At 69.6% G+C, this 16,259-nt stretch carries 15 protein-coding genes and 1 other RNA gene; 13 read left to right on the top strand and 3 right to left on the bottom strand.

The window, feature by feature from the left end:
• From rnpB to ACFE7U_RS10185, 11 genes are all read left to right on the top strand, one after another.
• An RNA gene (rnpB, locus tag ACFE7U_RS10235) (RNase P RNA component class A) lies at positions 1–232 on the top strand; the annotation flags it as partial.
• 317 nt (positions 233–549) lie between these two features.
• Complete coding sequence (gene rsmH / locus ACFE7U_RS10230) at positions 550–1,602, top strand: 16S rRNA (cytosine(1402)-N(4))-methyltransferase RsmH (protein WP_375409614.1); 1,053 nt, start codon at positions 550–552, stop codon at positions 1,600–1,602.
• The gene (locus ACFE7U_RS10225; RefSeq protein WP_375409613.1) at positions 1,599–2,033 is read left to right on the top strand and encodes a hypothetical protein; all 435 of its coding nucleotides are present in this window, start codon (positions 1,599–1,601) and stop codon (positions 2,031–2,033) included. Before rsmH ends, ACFE7U_RS10225 begins: the two co-directional genes overlap by 4 nt.
• A 116-nt stretch (positions 2,034–2,149) precedes the next feature.
• Positions 2,150–3,865, top strand: coding sequence for a peptidoglycan D,D-transpeptidase FtsI family protein (locus ACFE7U_RS10220; RefSeq protein WP_375409616.1), 1,716 nt, complete (start codon positions 2,150–2,152; stop codon positions 3,863–3,865).
• A complete protein-coding gene (locus tag ACFE7U_RS10215) occupies positions 3,862–5,349 on the top strand; it encodes a UDP-N-acetylmuramoyl-L-alanyl-D-glutamate--2,6-diaminopimelate ligase (protein ID WP_375409612.1) in 1,488 nt (495 codons plus the stop codon). The genes ACFE7U_RS10220 and ACFE7U_RS10215 overlap by 4 nt, the downstream gene beginning before the upstream one ends.
• Entirely contained in the window at positions 5,234–5,725 is a 492-nt protein-coding gene (locus ACFE7U_RS10210; RefSeq protein ID WP_375409611.1) for a BrnT family toxin, read from the top strand. The genes ACFE7U_RS10215 and ACFE7U_RS10210 overlap by 116 nt, the downstream gene beginning before the upstream one ends.
• A complete protein-coding gene (locus tag ACFE7U_RS10205) occupies positions 5,703–6,032 on the top strand; it encodes a CopG family antitoxin (protein WP_375409610.1) in 330 nt (109 codons plus the stop codon). The genes ACFE7U_RS10210 and ACFE7U_RS10205 overlap by 23 nt, the downstream gene beginning before the upstream one ends.
• Positions 6,029–7,486: a UDP-N-acetylmuramoylalanyl-D-glutamyl-2,6-diaminopimelate--D-alanyl-D-alanine ligase gene (locus ACFE7U_RS10200; RefSeq protein WP_375409609.1), complete on the top strand. Its 1,458-nt coding sequence runs from the start codon at positions 6,029–6,031 to the stop codon at positions 7,484–7,486. Before ACFE7U_RS10205 ends, ACFE7U_RS10200 begins: the two co-directional genes overlap by 4 nt.
• An 80-nt stretch (positions 7,487–7,566) precedes the next feature.
• Positions 7,567–8,652 (top strand): phospho-N-acetylmuramoyl-pentapeptide-transferase, encoded by a 1,086-nt coding sequence (gene mraY / locus ACFE7U_RS10195; RefSeq protein ID WP_375409608.1) that lies wholly within the window; start codon positions 7,567–7,569, stop codon positions 8,650–8,652.
• 7 nt (positions 8,653–8,659) lie between these two features.
• Positions 8,660–10,018 (top strand): UDP-N-acetylmuramoyl-L-alanine--D-glutamate ligase, encoded by a 1,359-nt coding sequence (gene murD, locus ACFE7U_RS10190; RefSeq protein WP_375409607.1) that lies wholly within the window; start codon positions 8,660–8,662, stop codon positions 10,016–10,018.
• Between the two features lie 86 nt (positions 10,019–10,104).
• Complete coding sequence (locus ACFE7U_RS10185) at positions 10,105–11,406, top strand: O-antigen ligase family protein (protein WP_375409606.1); 1,302 nt, start codon at positions 10,105–10,107, stop codon at positions 11,404–11,406.
• Positions 11,407–11,451: 45 nt separating this feature from the next.
• Here ACFE7U_RS10185 and ACFE7U_RS10180 read toward each other — a convergent pair whose 3' ends face one another.
• From ACFE7U_RS10180 to maiA, 3 genes are all read right to left on the bottom strand, one after another.
• Complete coding sequence (locus tag ACFE7U_RS10180) at positions 11,452–11,751, bottom strand: hypothetical protein (RefSeq protein ID WP_375409605.1); 300 nt, start codon at positions 11,749–11,751, stop codon at positions 11,452–11,454.
• 13 nt (positions 11,752–11,764) lie between these two features.
• Positions 11,765–13,096: an NAD(P)/FAD-dependent oxidoreductase gene (locus ACFE7U_RS10175; protein WP_375409604.1), complete on the bottom strand. Its 1,332-nt coding sequence runs from the start codon at positions 13,094–13,096 to the stop codon at positions 11,765–11,767.
• Positions 13,097–13,254: 158 nt separating this feature from the next.
• Positions 13,255–13,902: a maleylacetoacetate isomerase gene (maiA, locus tag ACFE7U_RS10170; protein ID WP_375409603.1), complete on the bottom strand. Its 648-nt coding sequence runs from the start codon at positions 13,900–13,902 to the stop codon at positions 13,255–13,257.
• A gap of 373 nt (positions 13,903–14,275) precedes the next feature.
• On the opposite strand from maiA, the gene dgcN reads away from it, so the two are divergent.
• Positions 14,276–15,298 carry an N-acetyltransferase DgcN gene (gene dgcN, locus ACFE7U_RS10165; RefSeq protein ID WP_375409615.1) on the top strand — a complete coding sequence of 341 codons (1,023 nt, stop codon included), beginning with the start codon at positions 14,276–14,278 and terminating at the stop codon, positions 15,296–15,298.
• Positions 15,295–16,259 (top strand): N-acetyl-D-Glu racemase DgcA (dgcA, locus tag ACFE7U_RS10160; protein ID WP_375409602.1); only part of this gene is annotated, 965 nt, incomplete at its 3' end. The genes dgcN and dgcA, both read left to right, overlap by 4 nt.

Here is a 16,259-nt window from a genome sequence, read left to right as displayed (position 1 = left end):
GCGCACCGCGGACGCGGCAACGCGGACGGCACGGCAAACCCCACCGGGAGCAAGACCGAATAGGGGCGACACGCCTTTTCCCGCGAGGGGAGGGGCAGGCCCGCTTTCCAGGCTCGTCGCCCGGGTTGGTTGCTCGAGGCGGTCGGCGACGATCGTCCCAGAGGAATGGCCGCCACGTCCGGAGGTTCGCCTCCGGGCCCTACAGAACCCGGCTTATAGGCCGGCTGATCCGCCATACGTCTTGCGCGAAAACCCGCCTCGATCCTTACGCTCGGTTAACCTTGCTGAGGTCTGATCGCCTCCGGGCCGGACCGCCGCGGCCGGCGCGTTGACGATGTTCAGAGGCCCATGGTACCCGCCAACATCCTGCCAGCGGCGCTTTTCGGATCATCGGACGCAGCCAGCGACAGCCGGCTGCGGTCCCTCGGCATCGGCCCATCCGGCAATTCGACCCTTCATAGGACCACCCCGCCCCGACCTCGCGCGCCGGCAGGGATTCAGGAGCCGCACGACCATGCCCGACGTCGTGCCCATGCCCGCGGCAATGCGATGAAGCGGCCCCGCGATCGCCTTCCGCGCCCCGCCGAAGGCGCTCCGCACGTTCCGGTGCTGCTCGCCGAGGTGGTGCAGGCGCTGGCGCTGCCGGGAGCGGCGCTCGCCGTCGACGGGACGTTCGGGGCTGGCGGCTATTCGCAGGCGATGCTCGCCGCCGACCCGACCCTGCATGTCATCGGCATCGATCGCGATCCCGGCGCGATCGCCGACGGCACCGCCCTCGTCGAAGCCTCGGCCGGCCGCCTGTCCCTCGTGGAGGGTCGCTTCGGCGACCTCGATTCCCTGGTGCGATCCCGGGGCACGCAGGAGGTCGACGCCGTCGTCCTCGATATCGGCGTGTCCTCAATGCAGATCGATCAGGCCGAGCGCGGCTTCTCGTTCCGTCACGACGGTCCCCTCGACATGCGCATGGCGCGCTCCGGACGAAGCGCCGCCGACATCGTCAACGAGACCGACGAGGCGGATCTCGCCGACATCATCTTCCATTACGGCGAGGAGCGCCGCTCGCGCGCCGTCGCCCGCGCCATCGTCGAGGCTCGTGAAAGCGGGCGGATCGAGACCACCGCAAGGCTGGCGGAGATCGTCGCGAGCGTGGTCTGGGCCGACCCGGCGAGCGGCATCAACCCGGCGACCCGTACCTTCCAGGGCCTGCGCATCGCGGTGAACGACGAGCTCGGCGAGCTCGTCCGGGCGCTGCACGCGGCCGAGCGCATCCTCAGGCCGGGCGGGCGCCTCGCGGTCGTGACCTTCCACTCGCTCGAAGACCGCATCGTGAAGCAGTTCTTCGCCACGCGCTCCGGGCGCACCGCCCAGGGGTCGCGCCACATGCCGAGCCCGGAGGCGTCCGCCGCGCCGAGCTTCACTCTCGCGACGAGGGGCGCCGTGAGGCCGTCCGACGCCGAGATCCATGCCAACCCGCGCGCCCGATCGGCCAAGCTCCGTGTGGGCGCGCGGACCGAAGCCGCGCCGCCGCCGCCGCTCGCTGCCATCGAGGCCCTCGCCGCCCTTCCGGAGCGGACCATGAAGGGTCGGGGGGGACGCCGATGATCCGCCTGCTCAACCTCTTCGCGGTGATGGGCCTCATCGGCTCGGCCATCTACGCCTACTCGACGAAATACGACACGCTCTACCAGTCGGCCCAGGTCTCGAAGGCCAAGAGCCAGCTCCACAAGGAGCGTCAGGCCATCGCGGTGCTGCGCGCCGAATGGCAGCTCCTGACCCGCCCGGATCGTCTCCAGGCGGCAGTGGACCGGCATCTCGCCCTTGAGCTGATCGGCACGTCCCATCTCGGCCGCCTCGCTGACCTGCCGGCCCGCGCCGATCGCGGCGACGAGATCGGCCGCCTGCTCGCGGCCACGGCGACGCCCAAGGAGAAGGCCACCGGTCGCGGCGCCGACGAGCCGCGCACCACCGGGTCCATCGGCTCGCCCGCGACCCGCACGGTCTCGACCCGCACCCCGACGACGGCTTCGAGGTAAACCCCGTGTCCCAGACCCCCGTCGATTCCGCGCCCATCGAGCCCTCCGACGCCGAGACTGCGGCGCCTCACGTCGAGCCGAGTCCGGCACAGACCGAGCGCAAGCCCCATCCGATAATGACCGTGATCCGGGCGATGTTCTGCCTCGCGGTCGAGCGCTCCTATGCCCGCGTCGGCCTGGTCGGGCTCGGCTTCGGCGTCGTCTTCACCGCCATCGCATTCCGCCTCGTGTCGATGGCGGCCTTCCCCGAGCCGGACAACGCCGATCACCGCGTGGCCGCCGCGGCCACCACCGCGATCCGGCCCGACATCGTCGACCGCAACGGCGAGATCCTGGCCACCGATATCCGCACCGTCTCGGTCTTCGCCGAACCGCGCAACATCTACGACAAGGACGAGGCGGTGGAACTCCTCACCGCCGTCCTGCCGGAGATCAACGCCGCCGACCTGCGCACCAAGCTGTCGACGAAGAAGGGTTTCGTGTGGGTCAAGCGCGAGATCACGCCGAAGCAGCAGGCGGAGGTCCACCGTCTCGGCATTCCCGGCGTCGGCTTCCTGCCCGACCACAAGCGGGTCTATCCCAACGGGAACGCGGCCGCCCATATCCTCGGCGTGACGAACCTCGACAACATCGGCATCGCCGGCATCGAGAAGTACATCGACTCCACCGGCCTGAAGGACCTCAACAGCCTTGGCTTCGTCGCCAAGCAGAGCGACCTAAAGCCCGTGCAGCTCTCCGTCGACCTACGCGCCCAGTTCGCGGTGCGCGACGAGCTCGCCAAGGGCGTCGAGCACTTCAAGGCCAAGGCCGGCGCCTCGATGATCATGGACGTCAACACCGGCGAGGTCATCGCCCTGGTCTCGCTGCCGGACTTCGATCCCAACAACCCGGTCGACGCGCTCACCGACGACCGCATCAACCGCATGAACGTCGGCGTCTACGAGATGGGCTCGACCTTCAAGGCGATGACGCTCGCCATGGCGCTCGATTCGGGCAAGTACAACGTCAACTCGACCTTCGACACCCGCGGCGGCGTGCTGCGCTACGGCAACTCGACGATCCACGAATACCACGGCACCAACCGCAGCCTGACCATGCCGGAGGTGTTCACGCATTCCTCCAACATCGGCTCGGCGAAGATGGCGCTCGGTATCGGCGTGCCCGGTCACAAGGCGTTTCTCAGGAAGATGGGCCTGCTCGACCGCCTGCGGACGGAGCTGCCCGAGAGCGCCGCGCCGATCGTCCCGCCGCGCTGGACCGAGATCAACACCATCACGATCGCCTTCGGCCACGGTCTGGCGGTCGCACCGCTCCAGGCGGCGGCGGCGGTGGGGGCGATCACCAACGGCGGCGACCTCATCACGCCGACCTTCCTCAAGACCGACGAGGCCACCGCGCGGGCCAAGGCGACACGGGTCCTCTCGCCCCAGACCAGCGAGGCGATGCGCTTCATCATGCGCCTCAACGCGGTCGAGGGCTCGGCCCGGAAAGCGTCGATTCCGCTCTATTACGTCGGCGGCAAGACCGGGACGGCTGAAAAGGTGATCAACGGGCGATATGTGAAGAACCGCCTGTTCACGACCTTCATGGCCGCAGCCCCGATGGACAAGCCGAAATACCTGTTCGTGACCCTGATGGACGAGCCGCAGGGTCTGCCGGAATCGGGAGGCTACGCCACCGCCGCCTGGAACTCGGGCGTTGTCACCGGCCGGGTGATCGAGCGCGTCGCCCCCATCCTCGGCCTGCCGCCGCAATTCGAGCCGCCGGTGAAGCCCTTCCCCCTGATGGTGAAGCTCGGCGCCTACCACGCGACGCAGGTCGACGCGCGATGAGCGGGCGCACGCTCGGCGAGCTGTTCGGCGAGTCCCCGATCGACGGGGACCGGGACCAGCCCATCGCCGGCGTGACGGTGGATTCGCGCAAGGTCGAGCCCGGCTTCGTGTTCGTGGCCGTGGCCGGCACTCACGTCGACGGGCGTGCCTTCATCGGCAAGGCCGCCGCCGCCGGCGCCGTCGCCATCGTTGGCGAGGGCGCGCGACCCCACGATCTCGATCCCTCGGTCGCCTGGGTCGCGTCTCCCGACGCGCGCCGGGCCTTGGCCCGGGCGGCACGCTATTTCTACGGCCGGCAGCCGGCGAACGTCGTGGCCGTGACCGGGACCAGCGGCAAGAGCTCGGTCACCGACTTCGTCCGCCAGATCCTGTCGCGGCTCGGCCGGTCGGCGGCGAGCCTCGGGACCGTCGGCATCGTCACCGACAGGGGGATCGCCTACGGTTCGCTCACGACCCCCGACCCCGTGACCCTCCACGAGACGCTGGCGAGGCTCGCGGATGACGGCATCGCCTATCTGGCCATGGAGGCCTCCTCGCACGGAATCGAGCAGCGGCGTCTCGACGGGCTCGACCTGACCGCGGTGGGATTCACGAATCTCGGGCGCGATCACCTCGACTACCATGCAACGATCGAGGATTACCTGGCCGCCAAGCTGAGGCTCTTCACCACCCTGGCCGAGCCTGGAACTCCGGCGGTCGTCAATGCCGACGGTGCCTATGCCGAGCGGTTCGTCGAGGCGGCGATCGCGGCCGGGCTTCACGTGCGTACGACGGGGCGCGACGGCGAGACGATCAAGCTTCTCGGCGCGCGCACGGACGGATTTCACCAGCACCTCCGGCTAAGGGCGCCCGGGCGTCTCGATCGCCGGGAGGACGAGGAATACGCGGTACGGCTTCCCCTCGTCGGCGCCTTCCAAGTCGAGAATGCCCTGCTCGCGGCCGGCCTGGTGCTGTCGACGCCGGCGGGCGACGCGGATCGCCCTGCCGTCATCGCCGCCCTCGAGCACCTCACCGGCGTACCTGGCCGGATGGAGCGGATCGGCGAGGTCAACGGCGGTCTCTGCCTCGTCGACTACGCCCACAAGCCAGAGGCCCTGGAGAGCGTGCTGACCGCACTGCGTCCCTTCGCGACGGGCCGCCTGATCTGCGTGTTCGGCTGCGGCGGCGACCGGGACAGGGGCAAGCGCCCGCTCATGGGAGAGATCGCGGCCCGGCTCGCCGACCGTGTCATCGTCACCGACGACAATCCGCGCACCGAGGAACCCGCCGCCATCCGCGCCGCGATCATGGCGGCGGCGCCCGGCGCCATCGAGATCGGGGACCGAGCCGAGGCGATCCGTACGGCGGTGCGCGGGCTCGGGCCCGGCGATGTGCTCGTGGTCGCCGGCAAAGGCCACGAGACCGGGCAGATCGTGGGGCTGCAGGTGCTGCCATTCTCGGACCATGACGCGGTCCGTGCGGCCATCGCCGACATGCGGAGATAAACCGGGTGGCCAGGAGCCGACGCGAGACGGCGCGGTCCCTTTCGCCCGTCCAGGCGTCGTTCCGCAGCCCATCGATGCTCGACCGCCTATGAGAATGGCGGCGTCCTTCGAGTGGGATGACGGCAACCGAGCGAAGTGCGAGAAGCATGGCGTCGGTATCGGTGAGATCGAGGCGCTGTTCCGCGGTTCGGCTCGGGTTGCGCCGGACGTGAAGCATTCGCGGACGGAGCAGCGATTTCTGGCGACGGGACGGAATGCCGAGGGACGGCCGATCTTCGTCGTCGTCACCTGGCGCGGCCGGATCATCCGTCCGTCGAGCGCCCGCGACAGGCATGCCGGGGAGGCGGCGAGATATGAGGCGAGTTCCGGAGTTTAAGAGCGACAAAGAGGCGGAGGAGTTCCTGGAGACGGACCTGTCCGATCCAGACTTCTCGCAGTTTCAGCCCGTGAAATTCGCGATCGGCCATAAGACCGCGCAGATCAGCCTGCATGTGCCAGAGCCGCTTCTCGACGCCGTCGAACTCCGTGCCAAGGCACGCGGCATCTCCAATGAGCGATACATTCGCGAACTCATGGAGCGCGATGTCGCCCGCACTAGTTCCGGATCGATCCAAGCCGATCCCGTGTCCGCGTGCGAACAGGTCCGGGAGCTGCCGGCCGAAGGGCGAGGGCGGGCCCGGTGACCGCTTCTCCACTCTGGACCCCCGAGACCCTCGCCGCCATCACCGGCGGCACCATCGTGGGAAACCCGAAGCCCATCGCCGGCGCCTCGATCGATACCCGCACGCTCCGGCCCGGCGACCTTTTCTTCGCCATCCGGGGCGAGGCTCGCGACGGCCACGACTTCGTGCGCGAGGCCCTGTCCCGAGGTGCCGGGATGGCCGTGGCGGCCGAGGCCCGGGCCGGCGAATTCGCGGGTGCCGGGGCAGTTCTGGCCGTGCCAGGGGCGGGTGAAGACCCCGTCCTCGACGCCATGCGGGCGCTCGGCCGGGCATCGCGGGAGCGCACCGCCGCCAAGGTCGTCGCCGTCACCGGCTCGGTCGGCAAGACCGGCACCAAGGAAGCGCTGCTCCACGTGCTCTCGGCGCAGGGCGCGACGCACGCCTCCATCGCCTCCTACAACAACCATTGGGGCGTGCCCCTCACCCTGGTCCGAATGCCCGCCGACACCGCCTACGGCGTGTTTGAGATCGGCATGAACCACCCGGCCGAGATCGTGCCGCTCACCGCCATGGTCCGACCGGACATCGCCCTCGTGACCACGGTCGAACCCGTCCATATCGAGCATTTCGCCTCGCTCTCGGCCATCGCCGACGCGAAGGGCGAGATCTTCTCCGGGTTGAAGCCCGGTGGCGTCGCGGTAATCAACCGCGACAACCCGGCCTATCCCCGTCTTCTCGCCCATGCCCTGGCGTCGAAGGCCGGACGCGTGGTCAGCTTCGGCGAGCACGAGGAGGCCGACGTCCGCGCCTTGCGGATCGTGACGAGGCCGGACCTCTCGGTGGTGGATGCGAGCGTGATGGGCATCCCCGTCACCTACCAGCTCGGCACCGCCGGTCGGCATGTCGCCATGAACTCGCTGGGCGTGATGGCCGTGATCCATGCGCTCGGGGCCGACCTCGCCCTCGCCGCGCTGTCGCTGGCGAGCCTGAAGCCTCCGGTGGGGCGGGGCGAGCGGACCGCGCTCGCCATCGATGGCGGCGAGGCCTTCCTCGTGGACGAGAGCTACAACGCCAACCCCGCCTCGATCCGCGCCGCTCTGGCGACGCTATCGGCCATCGAGACCGGCCCGCGCGGGCGCCGCATCGCGGTGCTGGGCGACATGCTGGAACTCGGGGCGGGCGGAGAGGACCATCACCGCGCCCTGGCGCCGGCGGTGGAATCGAACGGCATCGACTTCGTCTTCACGGCCGGCCCGCTGATGCGCCACCTGTTCGAGGCGCTGCCGATGTCCCGCCGCGGGGTTCAGGCGGCAACCTCCGCCGAACTCGTGGATCCGTTGCTCGGCTTCCTCCGCCCGGGCGACGCCGTGATGGTGAAGGGCTCCAACAGCATCCGCATGGGCCGGATTGTCGAAGCCCTCAAAGCCCGCTACGCGAACCGGCAACCGCACGAGTCGTCCCCGACGATGGCTTGAGCACGCGACGACGGGGCGGGCGGCCTCGTCGGAGCCTGGACCCTGACGTCGACCTGAAACCCGCCGCGATCGAGTCCTGGATGCTGTATCTCCTGTCGGACCTGAGCGGCACGCTCTCGCCGCTCAACGTCTTTCGCTACATCACCTTCCGCACCGGCGGGGCGCTGTTCACGGCGGGCCTGTTCGTGTTCTGGTTCGGGCCCCTGATCATCTCGTCCCTGCGCCTGCGCCAGGGCAAGGGCCAGCCGATCCGCGAGGACGGCCCGCAATCCCATCTGCTGACGAAGCGCGGCACGCCGACCATGGGCGGCCTGATGATCCTGGCCGGGGTCGTGGTGGCGATCCTGCTCTGGGCCAACCCGCGCAACCACTATGTTTGGATCGTGCTCGCCGTGACACTTGGCTTCGGCGCCATCGGGTTCTACGACGATTTCCTCAAGGTGACGAAGCAGTCGCACAAGGGGTTCTCCGGGCGGTTCCGGCTGCTCCTCGAAGCAGCCATCGCGATCGCGGCCTGCACCCTCATCGCGGTCTACTCGCCGCCGGCGCTGCAGAACCAGCTCGCCTTCCCGGTCTTCAAGGACGCGCTGTTCAATCTCGGCTGGTTCTTCGTCCTGTTCGCCGCCTTCGTCATCGTCGGCACCGGCAACGCCGTGAACATGACCGACGGCCTCGACGGGCTCGCCATCGTGCCGGTCATGATCGCGTGCGGCACCTTCGGGGTCATCGCCTACCTCGTCGGCAACGTCTTCACGGCGGGCTACCTGCAGGTGAACTACGTGCGCGACACCGGCGAGCTCGCCGTGGTCTGCGGCGCGGTGATCGGGGCGGGGCTCGGGTTCCTGTGGTTCAACGCGCCCCCGGCGCAGGTCTTCATGGGCGATACCGGGTCGCTGGCCCTGGGCGGCCTGCTCGGCACCATCGCGGTGGCGACGAAGCACGAGATCGTGCTCGTCGTCGTCGGCGGCCTGTTCGTGCTCGAGATGATGTCGGTGATCATCCAGGTCGCCTCGTTCAAGCTCACCGGCAAGCGAGTCTTCCGCATGGCGCCGATCCATCACCATTTCGAGCAGAAGGGATGGAAGGAGGCGCAGGTCGTCATCCGGTTCTGGATCATCTCGGTGATCCTGGCGCTCGCCGGCCTCGCCACGCTGAAGCTGCGCTGAGCGCGACATGACACCCTGCACGACCTTCGCGGGCCGCACCGTCGCCCTGTTCGGTCTCGGCGGCTCGGGCCTCGCCACCGCCCTGAGCCTTCAAGCCGGCGGCGCCTCGGTCGTCGCGTGCGACGACAGCCCCGACAGCGTGGCGCGTGCACGCGCCCAGGGCATTGCCACCGCAGACCTTCGCAGTTCCGACTGGTCGGACTTCGCCGCCCTGATCCTGGCGCCCGGCGTGCCGCTGACCCACCCTGTCCCGCACTGGACCGTGGGGCTCGCCAATGCCGCCGGCATCGAGATCATCGGCGACATCGAGCTGTTCTGCCGCGAGCGGAACAGGACGGCGCCCGGCGCGCCCTTCGTCGCGATCACCGGCACCAACGGCAAATCGACCACGACGGCACTGGTCGCCCACGTGCTGCGCCATGCCGGATGGGACGTGCAGATGGGCGGCAACATCGGCACCGCCATCCTGTCCCTCGCGCCGCCGGCCCAGGGCCGCGTTCACGTGATCGAGCTGTCCTCGTTCCAGATCGACCTGACGCCGTCGCTGAACCCCAGCATCGGCGTCCTCCTCAACATCACCCCGGATCATCTCGACCGGCACGGGACGATGGAGAATTACGCGGCGATCAAGGAGCGGCTGATCGCGGACTCCGACCTGGCCATCGTCGGTATCGACGACGCGCCGAGCCGAGCCATCGCCGAACGCCGTGCCGGCCCGACCGTCACGATCCAAGTCGGGGATGAACGCGGCCGCAACGGCCTGACGGCGCATGGCAGTGCGGTTTTCGGACCGGAGGGCGAACGGATCGCGGATCTCGCGGGGATCGGCACCCTGCGGGGCGCCCATAACTGGCAGAACGCGGCCGTCGCCGTCGCCGTCGTCGGCGCGCTCGGGGTCCGGGGAGAGACCTTGGCGGCTGGTCTCAGGAGCTTCCCCGGCCTTCCCCACCGCATGGAGGAGGTCCGCCGCCGCGGGCGCGTGCTGTTCGTCAACGATTCCAAGGCCACCAACGCCGATTCCACCGAGAAGGCGCTCTCGGCCTTCCACGACATCCACTGGATCCTGGGCGGCAAGTCGAAGGAAGGCGGGATCTTGGCCCTGGCGCCACTCTTTCCCCGCGTCGCCCATGCCTACCTCATCGGCGCCGCCTCCGACGACTTCGCCAAGACCCTGGAGGGCCGCGTGCCCTACACCCGCTGCGGCACCCTCGACGTCGCGACGAAGGCCGCGGCGCAGGCGGCGGCCGCGTCGGACGCCCCCGAGCCGGTGGTGCTGCTCTCGCCGGCCTGCGCCTCCTACGACCAGTTCAGGAGCTTCGAGGATCGGGGCGACCAGTTCAGGGAGCTGGTCCGCGCGGTCCCCTGAGTCGGCCTTCGCCAAATCTCAACCATTCCGAGCGCCTGATGCGCGCCTGTATCGGGGTGCGTTCCGCCCCGCGGAGTGCGTGAGAGATGGCGTCGTCGATCGCCGCGAACCCGTCGCGATGGCGACAGGGGGCCTGGGCGGAGATCCCGGTCGGCCGGGTGATCCGCGGATTCGCCGCCGCCCTGCTGGCCGCCTTCATCTTCTTCGCGTGCTTCGCCTTCTCGGACACCTCGCCCTACGATCTCGTGGCGATCCCCACCATGCTGCTCTGGCTCTGTCTCGGCCTCCGCGTCCGGCGCGGGATCGTGCCGCTGGTGCTGCTGCTCCTCGTCTATGTCGCCTGCGTCGTGGTCGGGCTGCTGCCCTATCTCGACGAGCCGCTGCCCGTCACCTGGACGATCCAGCTCGCCTACCTCGCCGTCACCAGCGTGTTCTTCGCGATGGTGTTCTCCGACGACGCGACCGACCGGATCGAACTCACGCTCAAGGCCTACACGGCGAGCTGCCTCTTCTCGGCCGTGCTCGGTATCCTCGGCTATTTCGGGGTGATCGGCGAGGAGGGCCTGTTCATGGTCTATGGCCGGGCGGCGGGCACGTTCAAGGACCCCAACGTCTTCGGCTCGTTCCTGACGCTCGGCGCCCTCTACCTGCTTCACGGGCTCTTCGCGGGTACGAGCCGCCGGCCGCTGCTCTCGCTCGCGGGGCTCCTCGTCCTCCTGGCCGGCATCTTCCTGTCGTTCTCGCGCGGCTCCTGGGGCGGCTCCCTCGTCGCCATGGCGGTGATGGTGGCGGCGATCTACCGGACGAGCCCGTCGGCGGCCCTGCGGCGCCGCATCGTCGCCCTGAGCCTCACCGCTTTCTGCGCAGGCGTGCTCGCCATCGGGGCGCTCTTCCTCATCGGCGACACCGCCGAGACCTTCTCGAAGCGCGCGGCCGTCACGCAGGATTACGACGAGGGCGAGACCGGCCGCTTCGGCAACCAGATCCGCGGCCTCGGCATGCTGGTGGAAGAGCCGCTCGGGCTCGGCCCGCTGCGCTGGCGCCTCACCTTCGGGCTGGACCCTCACAATTCCTACCTCGGCAGCTTCGCCAATGGCGGCTGGCTCGGCGGCGTGGTCTTCATCGGCCTGGTGCTGGCCACGGGTTTCGTCGGTTTCAGGCTGATGTCGCGGGACTCGCCCTATCGTCGCCATGCTCAGATCGTGTGGCCGGCTTTGCTGATGTTCTTTCTGCAGGCGATGCAGATCGACATCGAAAAATGGCGCCACGTCTACATGATGCTCGGCATGATCTGGGCGCTGGAGGCAGCGAGATTGGCTTGGCTGGCGGGCGCTGTCCGGGATACGGCCAGCCACTCAACGCTCCCCGATAACATCCTCGTGCGATAAGCCAGGCGCGGCTCCCCTCTCTTTCTTGCGGAGAGGGGAGGGCGCTCACTCCTCCTCCGGATCCCCCGTCCATACCGTCGCGAAGGCCGCGAGCTGGCGGGCGTCGGCGAAGGCCATCACGGTGAGGATGCGTTCGGTCGGCATCGCGCCGGGGTAGGGCGAGATCAACACCATCTCGGTGCTGAGCCGGGCGCCGGGCGCGTGGGTGGCGAGCCAGGCCTCGGCCTCCGGACTCAGCCGGTCGGGCTCGGCGGGATGGCGGGCGCGGGAATCGCCGCGCAGCACCAGGATGTACGGGCCGAGGCCAGGGTTGCGCCCCTGCAGAGCCTGGATGATGTCGATCATCGCCGGCCCCCGCTCAATGCAGCTTCACCCGCGCCTCGGTGCGCCGGGTCAGCGCGCGCGCGACCGCGTCGAGCGCGGTCTTGACGGTGCCGTGCAGCGCCTGCTCGTGCATCTTGTACAGCGACCGATACATCATCCGTGCGAACAGCCCGGCGATGAACATGTTCTTCCCGTTGATGAACCCCATCAGGTTGCCGACGGTGGTGTATTCCCCGAGCGAGACCAGCGATCCGAAATCGCGGTACTTGAAGGGCTTCAACGGCTTGCCCGCGATGATGTTGGGCATCTGCTTGATGAGGTGGCTCGCCTGCTGGTGCGCCGCCTGCGCGCGCGGCGGGATCGGCGTGTCGGAGCCTGCCTCGACGAGGTAGGCGTTGTCGCCGATGGCGAAGATCGCCGGGTCGCGCGTGCTCTGCAGGGTCGGGGTCACGACGAGCTGGTTGTTGCGGGTGGTCTCAAGGCCGCCGATGTCCTTGAGGAAGGGCGGTGCCTTCACGCCCGCGGCCCAGACCACGAGCTCGGAGGGAATGAAGCCGCCGTCGGCGAGCTGGACGCCGTCGGCCCGGACTTCCGTGACCCGGGACTGGGTCCGGACGTCGACGCCGATCTTGTCGAGCAGCACCATCACCTCGCCGGAGAGGCGCGCGGGCACGGCCGGCAGGATGCGCTCGGCGGCCTCGACGAGGGTGATCTTGAGGTCCTTGGCCGGGTCGATCCGGTCCATGCCCGTCGCCGCCACGTGGCGGGTGGTGCGGTGGAGCTCGGCCGCGAGCTCGGTGCCGGTGGCGCCGGCGCCGATCACCGTGACGTGGAGCTGGCCGGGGCGGACGGGACCGGCCTGCGTGTGGGCGCGCAGCATCCCGTTGACGAGGCGCTGGTGGAAGCGCACCGCCTGCTCCTGCGTATCGAGGGCGATGGCGTGTTCCTTGACGCCCGGCGTGCCGAAATCGTTCGTCGTCGAGCCCACCGCCATCACCAGGGTATCGTAGGGGATCGACCGCACGGGTGTGACCTCTCGGCCCTCGTTGTCGAAGCTCGCCCCGAGCTGGATCGTGCGCGTGCTCCGGTCGAGGCCCTGCATCTGGCCGATGCGGTAGCGGAAATGGTGCCGGTGGGCGTGGTGGAGGTAGTCGACGGCGTGGTGCCCGACATCGAGGCTACCGGCGGCGACCTCGTGCAGCAGCGGCTTCCAGATATGGGTGCGGGCGCGGTCGACCAGGGTGACGTGCGCCGTCTTGCGACGTCCGAGCGTCTCGCCGAGCTTCGTCGCGAGCTGCAGCCCCGCCGCGCCGCCACCAACCACGACGATGCGGTGCAGGTTGTCCTCGGTTTCGCCTGGTACCATGCGTCTCTCGCCCCTCATCCCGATCGGCCGCGAGCGGCCGTTGTGTCGTTCGGCCGTCTCGGCCCGGCGGGCCTCGGACATGTCCCGGCCGCAGCGGCGACCTTACGCAAAAATTGTGAGCAAATCCCCCGTGCGACCGGGATTGATTCCGACCTGAATCAAGCTGCCGGCGCGCCGGGCTGGCGCAGGGGATGCGCCCTGGCGAAGGCGTCCTGCGAGAGGCAGTCCTCGGCGATCCGACGCACGGTCGGGTAGGGCGCCGTCTCGACTCCGAAGATGCCGGTGCCGACCCAGAGGCTCGCGAGGCAGAGGTCGGCGTGGCTGATCGCGTCGCCCTGCGCGTAGCGGCCGGTCCCGGCCTCCGACGACAGCCGTGTCTCCAAGGTCGAGAGGCCACGGCCGAACCAGTGGCGCACGAAGCCGAGCATTTCCTCGCGCGGGATGCCGTAGGCCTCCATGAGGTAGTTGCGCACCCTGGGCACGTAGAGCGGATGGGTGTCGCAGGCCACGACCTGCGCCAGCGAGCGCGCCCTGGCCCTCGCCTGCGGCTCGGCCGGCAGCAGGGCCGGTTCGGGATGGATGTCCTCGAGGTAGTCGAGGATCGCCAGGGACTGGGTCAGCGGCGGGCCGTCGCCGTCGAACAAAGCCGGCACCGCGCCCTGCGGGTTGATCGCCAGGAAATCGGGCTTCAGCTGATCTCCCGCATCGAGGTCGAGGAAGACCTCCTCGTAGGCGATGCCCTTTAGGTTGAGGGCGATCCGCACCCGGAAGGCGGCGGCCGAGCGCCAGTTGCCGTACATCTTCATAGGCGATCGTCCTGCATGGTGGGCACTCAGACCACAACCGAGATTGATCCACCCCGCAAGTGCTTTGGCACCTCTCCTCCTCCACAGATCCCGGGCTTGCCCGAGATCTGCACTCAGGGTGCCCAAGTCGGGCGGGCCCGACTTGGGTGCGGGGAGGAGTTGGAGGTGGGGGTGGCTGGGTGACCCTCTCCGGAGGCTGGCGGAACCACCCCCACCCCCGCCCCTCCCCGCACGGGGGAGGGGAGCACGCTCATCCCGAGATCAATGTCGTGGCCATGATCCTGCATTTGGCAACGCACGCCCCGTCGCGCATAGACTGGGGACGAACGCCGCCGCCCGGCCGCGGTGCGCCCGACCGGTGAGCCTCGACGCCATGCAGATCGCCACGCCCTACCTGATGTTCCTCGGCGACGTGCCCGACCGCCTCGCCGCCAAGACCGCCTTCGGCATCGCCGATTGGCGCCCCGAATGGTGCGTCGGCCAGCGGCGCATGCCCGGCTGCGCGGCCGACCTCGGCATCCCCGACCTCACCCTGGCGGAGGCAGTGACGAAGGGCTGCCGCACCATGGTCATCGGCGTCGCCAATGCAGGCGGGGTGCTGCCGGAGCATTGGGTGGCGCAGGTCGTGGCGGCTCTCGATGCCGGCCTCGACGTCGCCAGCGGCCTGCACGTGCGCCTCGGTTCGGTCCCTGAGATCGCCGATGCGGCCGAACGCAACGGCTGCCAGCTCCACGACGTGCGGCACAGCTCCGAGACCTTCGAGACCGGCAAGGGCACGCCCCGGCCCGGTCGCCGGCTGCTCAGCGTCGGCACCGACTGCTCGGCGGGCAAGAAGTACACCGTGCTCGCCCTCGAGCGCGGCATGCGGACACGCGGGCTCGACGCCGATTTCCGTGCCACCGGCCAGACCGGGGTGTTCATCTCCGGCCGCGGCGTCTCCATCGACGCGGTGGTGGCCGACTTCATCTCGGGCGCCGTCGAGTGGATCGCGCCTGCCGCCGCGCCCGACCACTGGGATCTCATCGAGGGTCAGGGCTCGCTGTTCCACCCGTCCTTCGCCGGTGTCAGCCTGGGCTTGCTGCACGGGGCACAGGCCGACGCTTTCGTGGTCTGCCACGAGCCGACCCGCACGACGATGCGCGGCGTCCAGCATCCGCTGCCCACGATCCAGCAGGTGATCGACCTCACCGTGCAGCTCGGGAGCCTGACCAATCCGGGCATCCGCCCGGTCGGCATCGCGTTGAACACGCAGGCCCTCGACGAGGACGCGGCCAGGATGCTGCTCGCCGAACTCGCCGAGACCCATGGCCTGCCTGCCACCGACCCGGTCCGCTTCGGCGTCGAGGGCATCGTCGACCGGATCGTGGCCGAGTTTCCGGCAGGAGAGGCCGCGTGAGCCGGCGCCTCGTCGTCGCCGTCGAGCGCTTCCCGATCGCCGGGGCGTTCACGATTGCCCGTGGCAGCCGCACCGAGGCGGTGGTGGTGGTCGCCACGATCGAGGATTCCGACGGATCACGCGGGCGCGGCGAATGCGTGCCCTATGCCCGCTACGGCGAGAGCGTCGAGAGCGTCTCCGACCTCCTCATGTCGCAGTCGGATGCCGTCGCCGCCGGGGCCTCGCGCCTCGATCTCCTCGCCCTGATGCCCGCGGGGGCCGCCCGCAACGCCCTCGACTGCGCCCTGTTCGACCTGGAGGCCAAGCAACTCGGCCGCCCGGCCTGGGAGATCGCGGGCCTCTCCGCGCCGGAGATCGCGGTCACCGCCTACACGCTCAGCCTCGGCACGCCCGAGAGCATGGAGGCGGCGGCCCGCAACGCCGCCGCCCGCCCGCTCCTGAAGGTGAAGCTCGGCGGCGAGGGCGACCCCGAGCGGATCGCCGCCGTGCGCCGTGGCGCGCCGGATTCGCGGCTCATCGTCGACGCCAACGAGGCGTGGCGAGCCGACACCATGGAGGCGAACCTGGCCGCCTGCATCGCGGCGGGCGTCGGCCTGATCGAGCAGCCGCTGCCGGCCGGCGACGACGCGCTCTTGAGCGAGATCGCACGCCCGATCCCGATCTGCGCCGACGAGAGCCTGCACGACCGCGCCGGGCTCGACGCACTCGCTGCGCGCTACGACGCCATCAACATCAAGCTCGACAAGGCCGGCGGCCTCACCGAGGCGGTGATGCTCGCCCACGAGGCGCGGGCGCGCGGCTTCTCCCTGATGATCGGCTGCATGGTCGGCACCTCGCTCGCCATGGCCCCGGCCATGCTGCTCGCCCACCATGCCGACTACGTCGACCTCGACGGCCCTCTGCTGCTGGCCCGCGACCGCGAGCCGGGTTTGGTTTTCGAGGGCAGCCTGATCCATCCACC

The sequence above is a fragment of the uncultured Methylobacterium sp. genome, assembly GCF_964251405.1.
GTDB lineage: Bacteria > Pseudomonadota > Alphaproteobacteria > Rhizobiales > Beijerinckiaceae > Methylobacterium.
The sequence above is the reverse complement of the archived record's forward strand: the minus strand, read 5'-3'. Positions and strand labels throughout refer to the sequence as shown.

Coding starts and splice junctions, on each gene's coding strand:
- rsmH (WP_375409614.1), top strand. CDS start 550: ATGAAGCGGCCCCGCGATCGCCTTCCGCGCCCCGCCGAAGGCGCTCCG.
- ACFE7U_RS10225 (WP_375409613.1), top strand. CDS start 1,599: ATGATCCGCCTGCTCAACCTCTTCGCGGTGATGGGCCTCATCGGCTCG.
- ACFE7U_RS10220 (WP_375409616.1), top strand. CDS start 2,150: ATGACCGTGATCCGGGCGATGTTCTGCCTCGCGGTCGAGCGCTCCTAT.
- ACFE7U_RS10215 (WP_375409612.1), top strand. CDS start 3,862: ATGAGCGGGCGCACGCTCGGCGAGCTGTTCGGCGAGTCCCCGATCGAC.
- ACFE7U_RS10210 (WP_375409611.1), top strand. CDS start 5,234: ATGTGCTCGTGGTCGCCGGCAAAGGCCACGAGACCGGGCAGATCGTGG.
- ACFE7U_RS10205 (WP_375409610.1), top strand. CDS start 5,703: ATGAGGCGAGTTCCGGAGTTTAAGAGCGACAAAGAGGCGGAGGAGTTC.
- mraY (WP_375409608.1), top strand. CDS start 7,567: ATGCTGTATCTCCTGTCGGACCTGAGCGGCACGCTCTCGCCGCTCAAC.
- murD (WP_375409607.1), top strand. CDS start 8,660: ATGACACCCTGCACGACCTTCGCGGGCCGCACCGTCGCCCTGTTCGGT.
- ACFE7U_RS10185 (WP_375409606.1), top strand. CDS start 10,105: ATGGCGTCGTCGATCGCCGCGAACCCGTCGCGATGGCGACAGGGGGCC.
- ACFE7U_RS10180 (WP_375409605.1), bottom strand. CDS start 11,751: ATGATCGACATCATCCAGGCTCTGCAGGGGCGCAACCCTGGCCTCGGC.
- ACFE7U_RS10175 (WP_375409604.1), bottom strand. CDS start 13,096: ATGGTACCAGGCGAAACCGAGGACAACCTGCACCGCATCGTCGTGGTT.
- maiA (WP_375409603.1), bottom strand. CDS start 13,902: ATGAAGATGTACGGCAACTGGCGCTCGGCCGCCGCCTTCCGGGTGCGG.
- dgcN (WP_375409615.1), top strand. CDS start 14,276: ATGCAGATCGCCACGCCCTACCTGATGTTCCTCGGCGACGTGCCCGAC.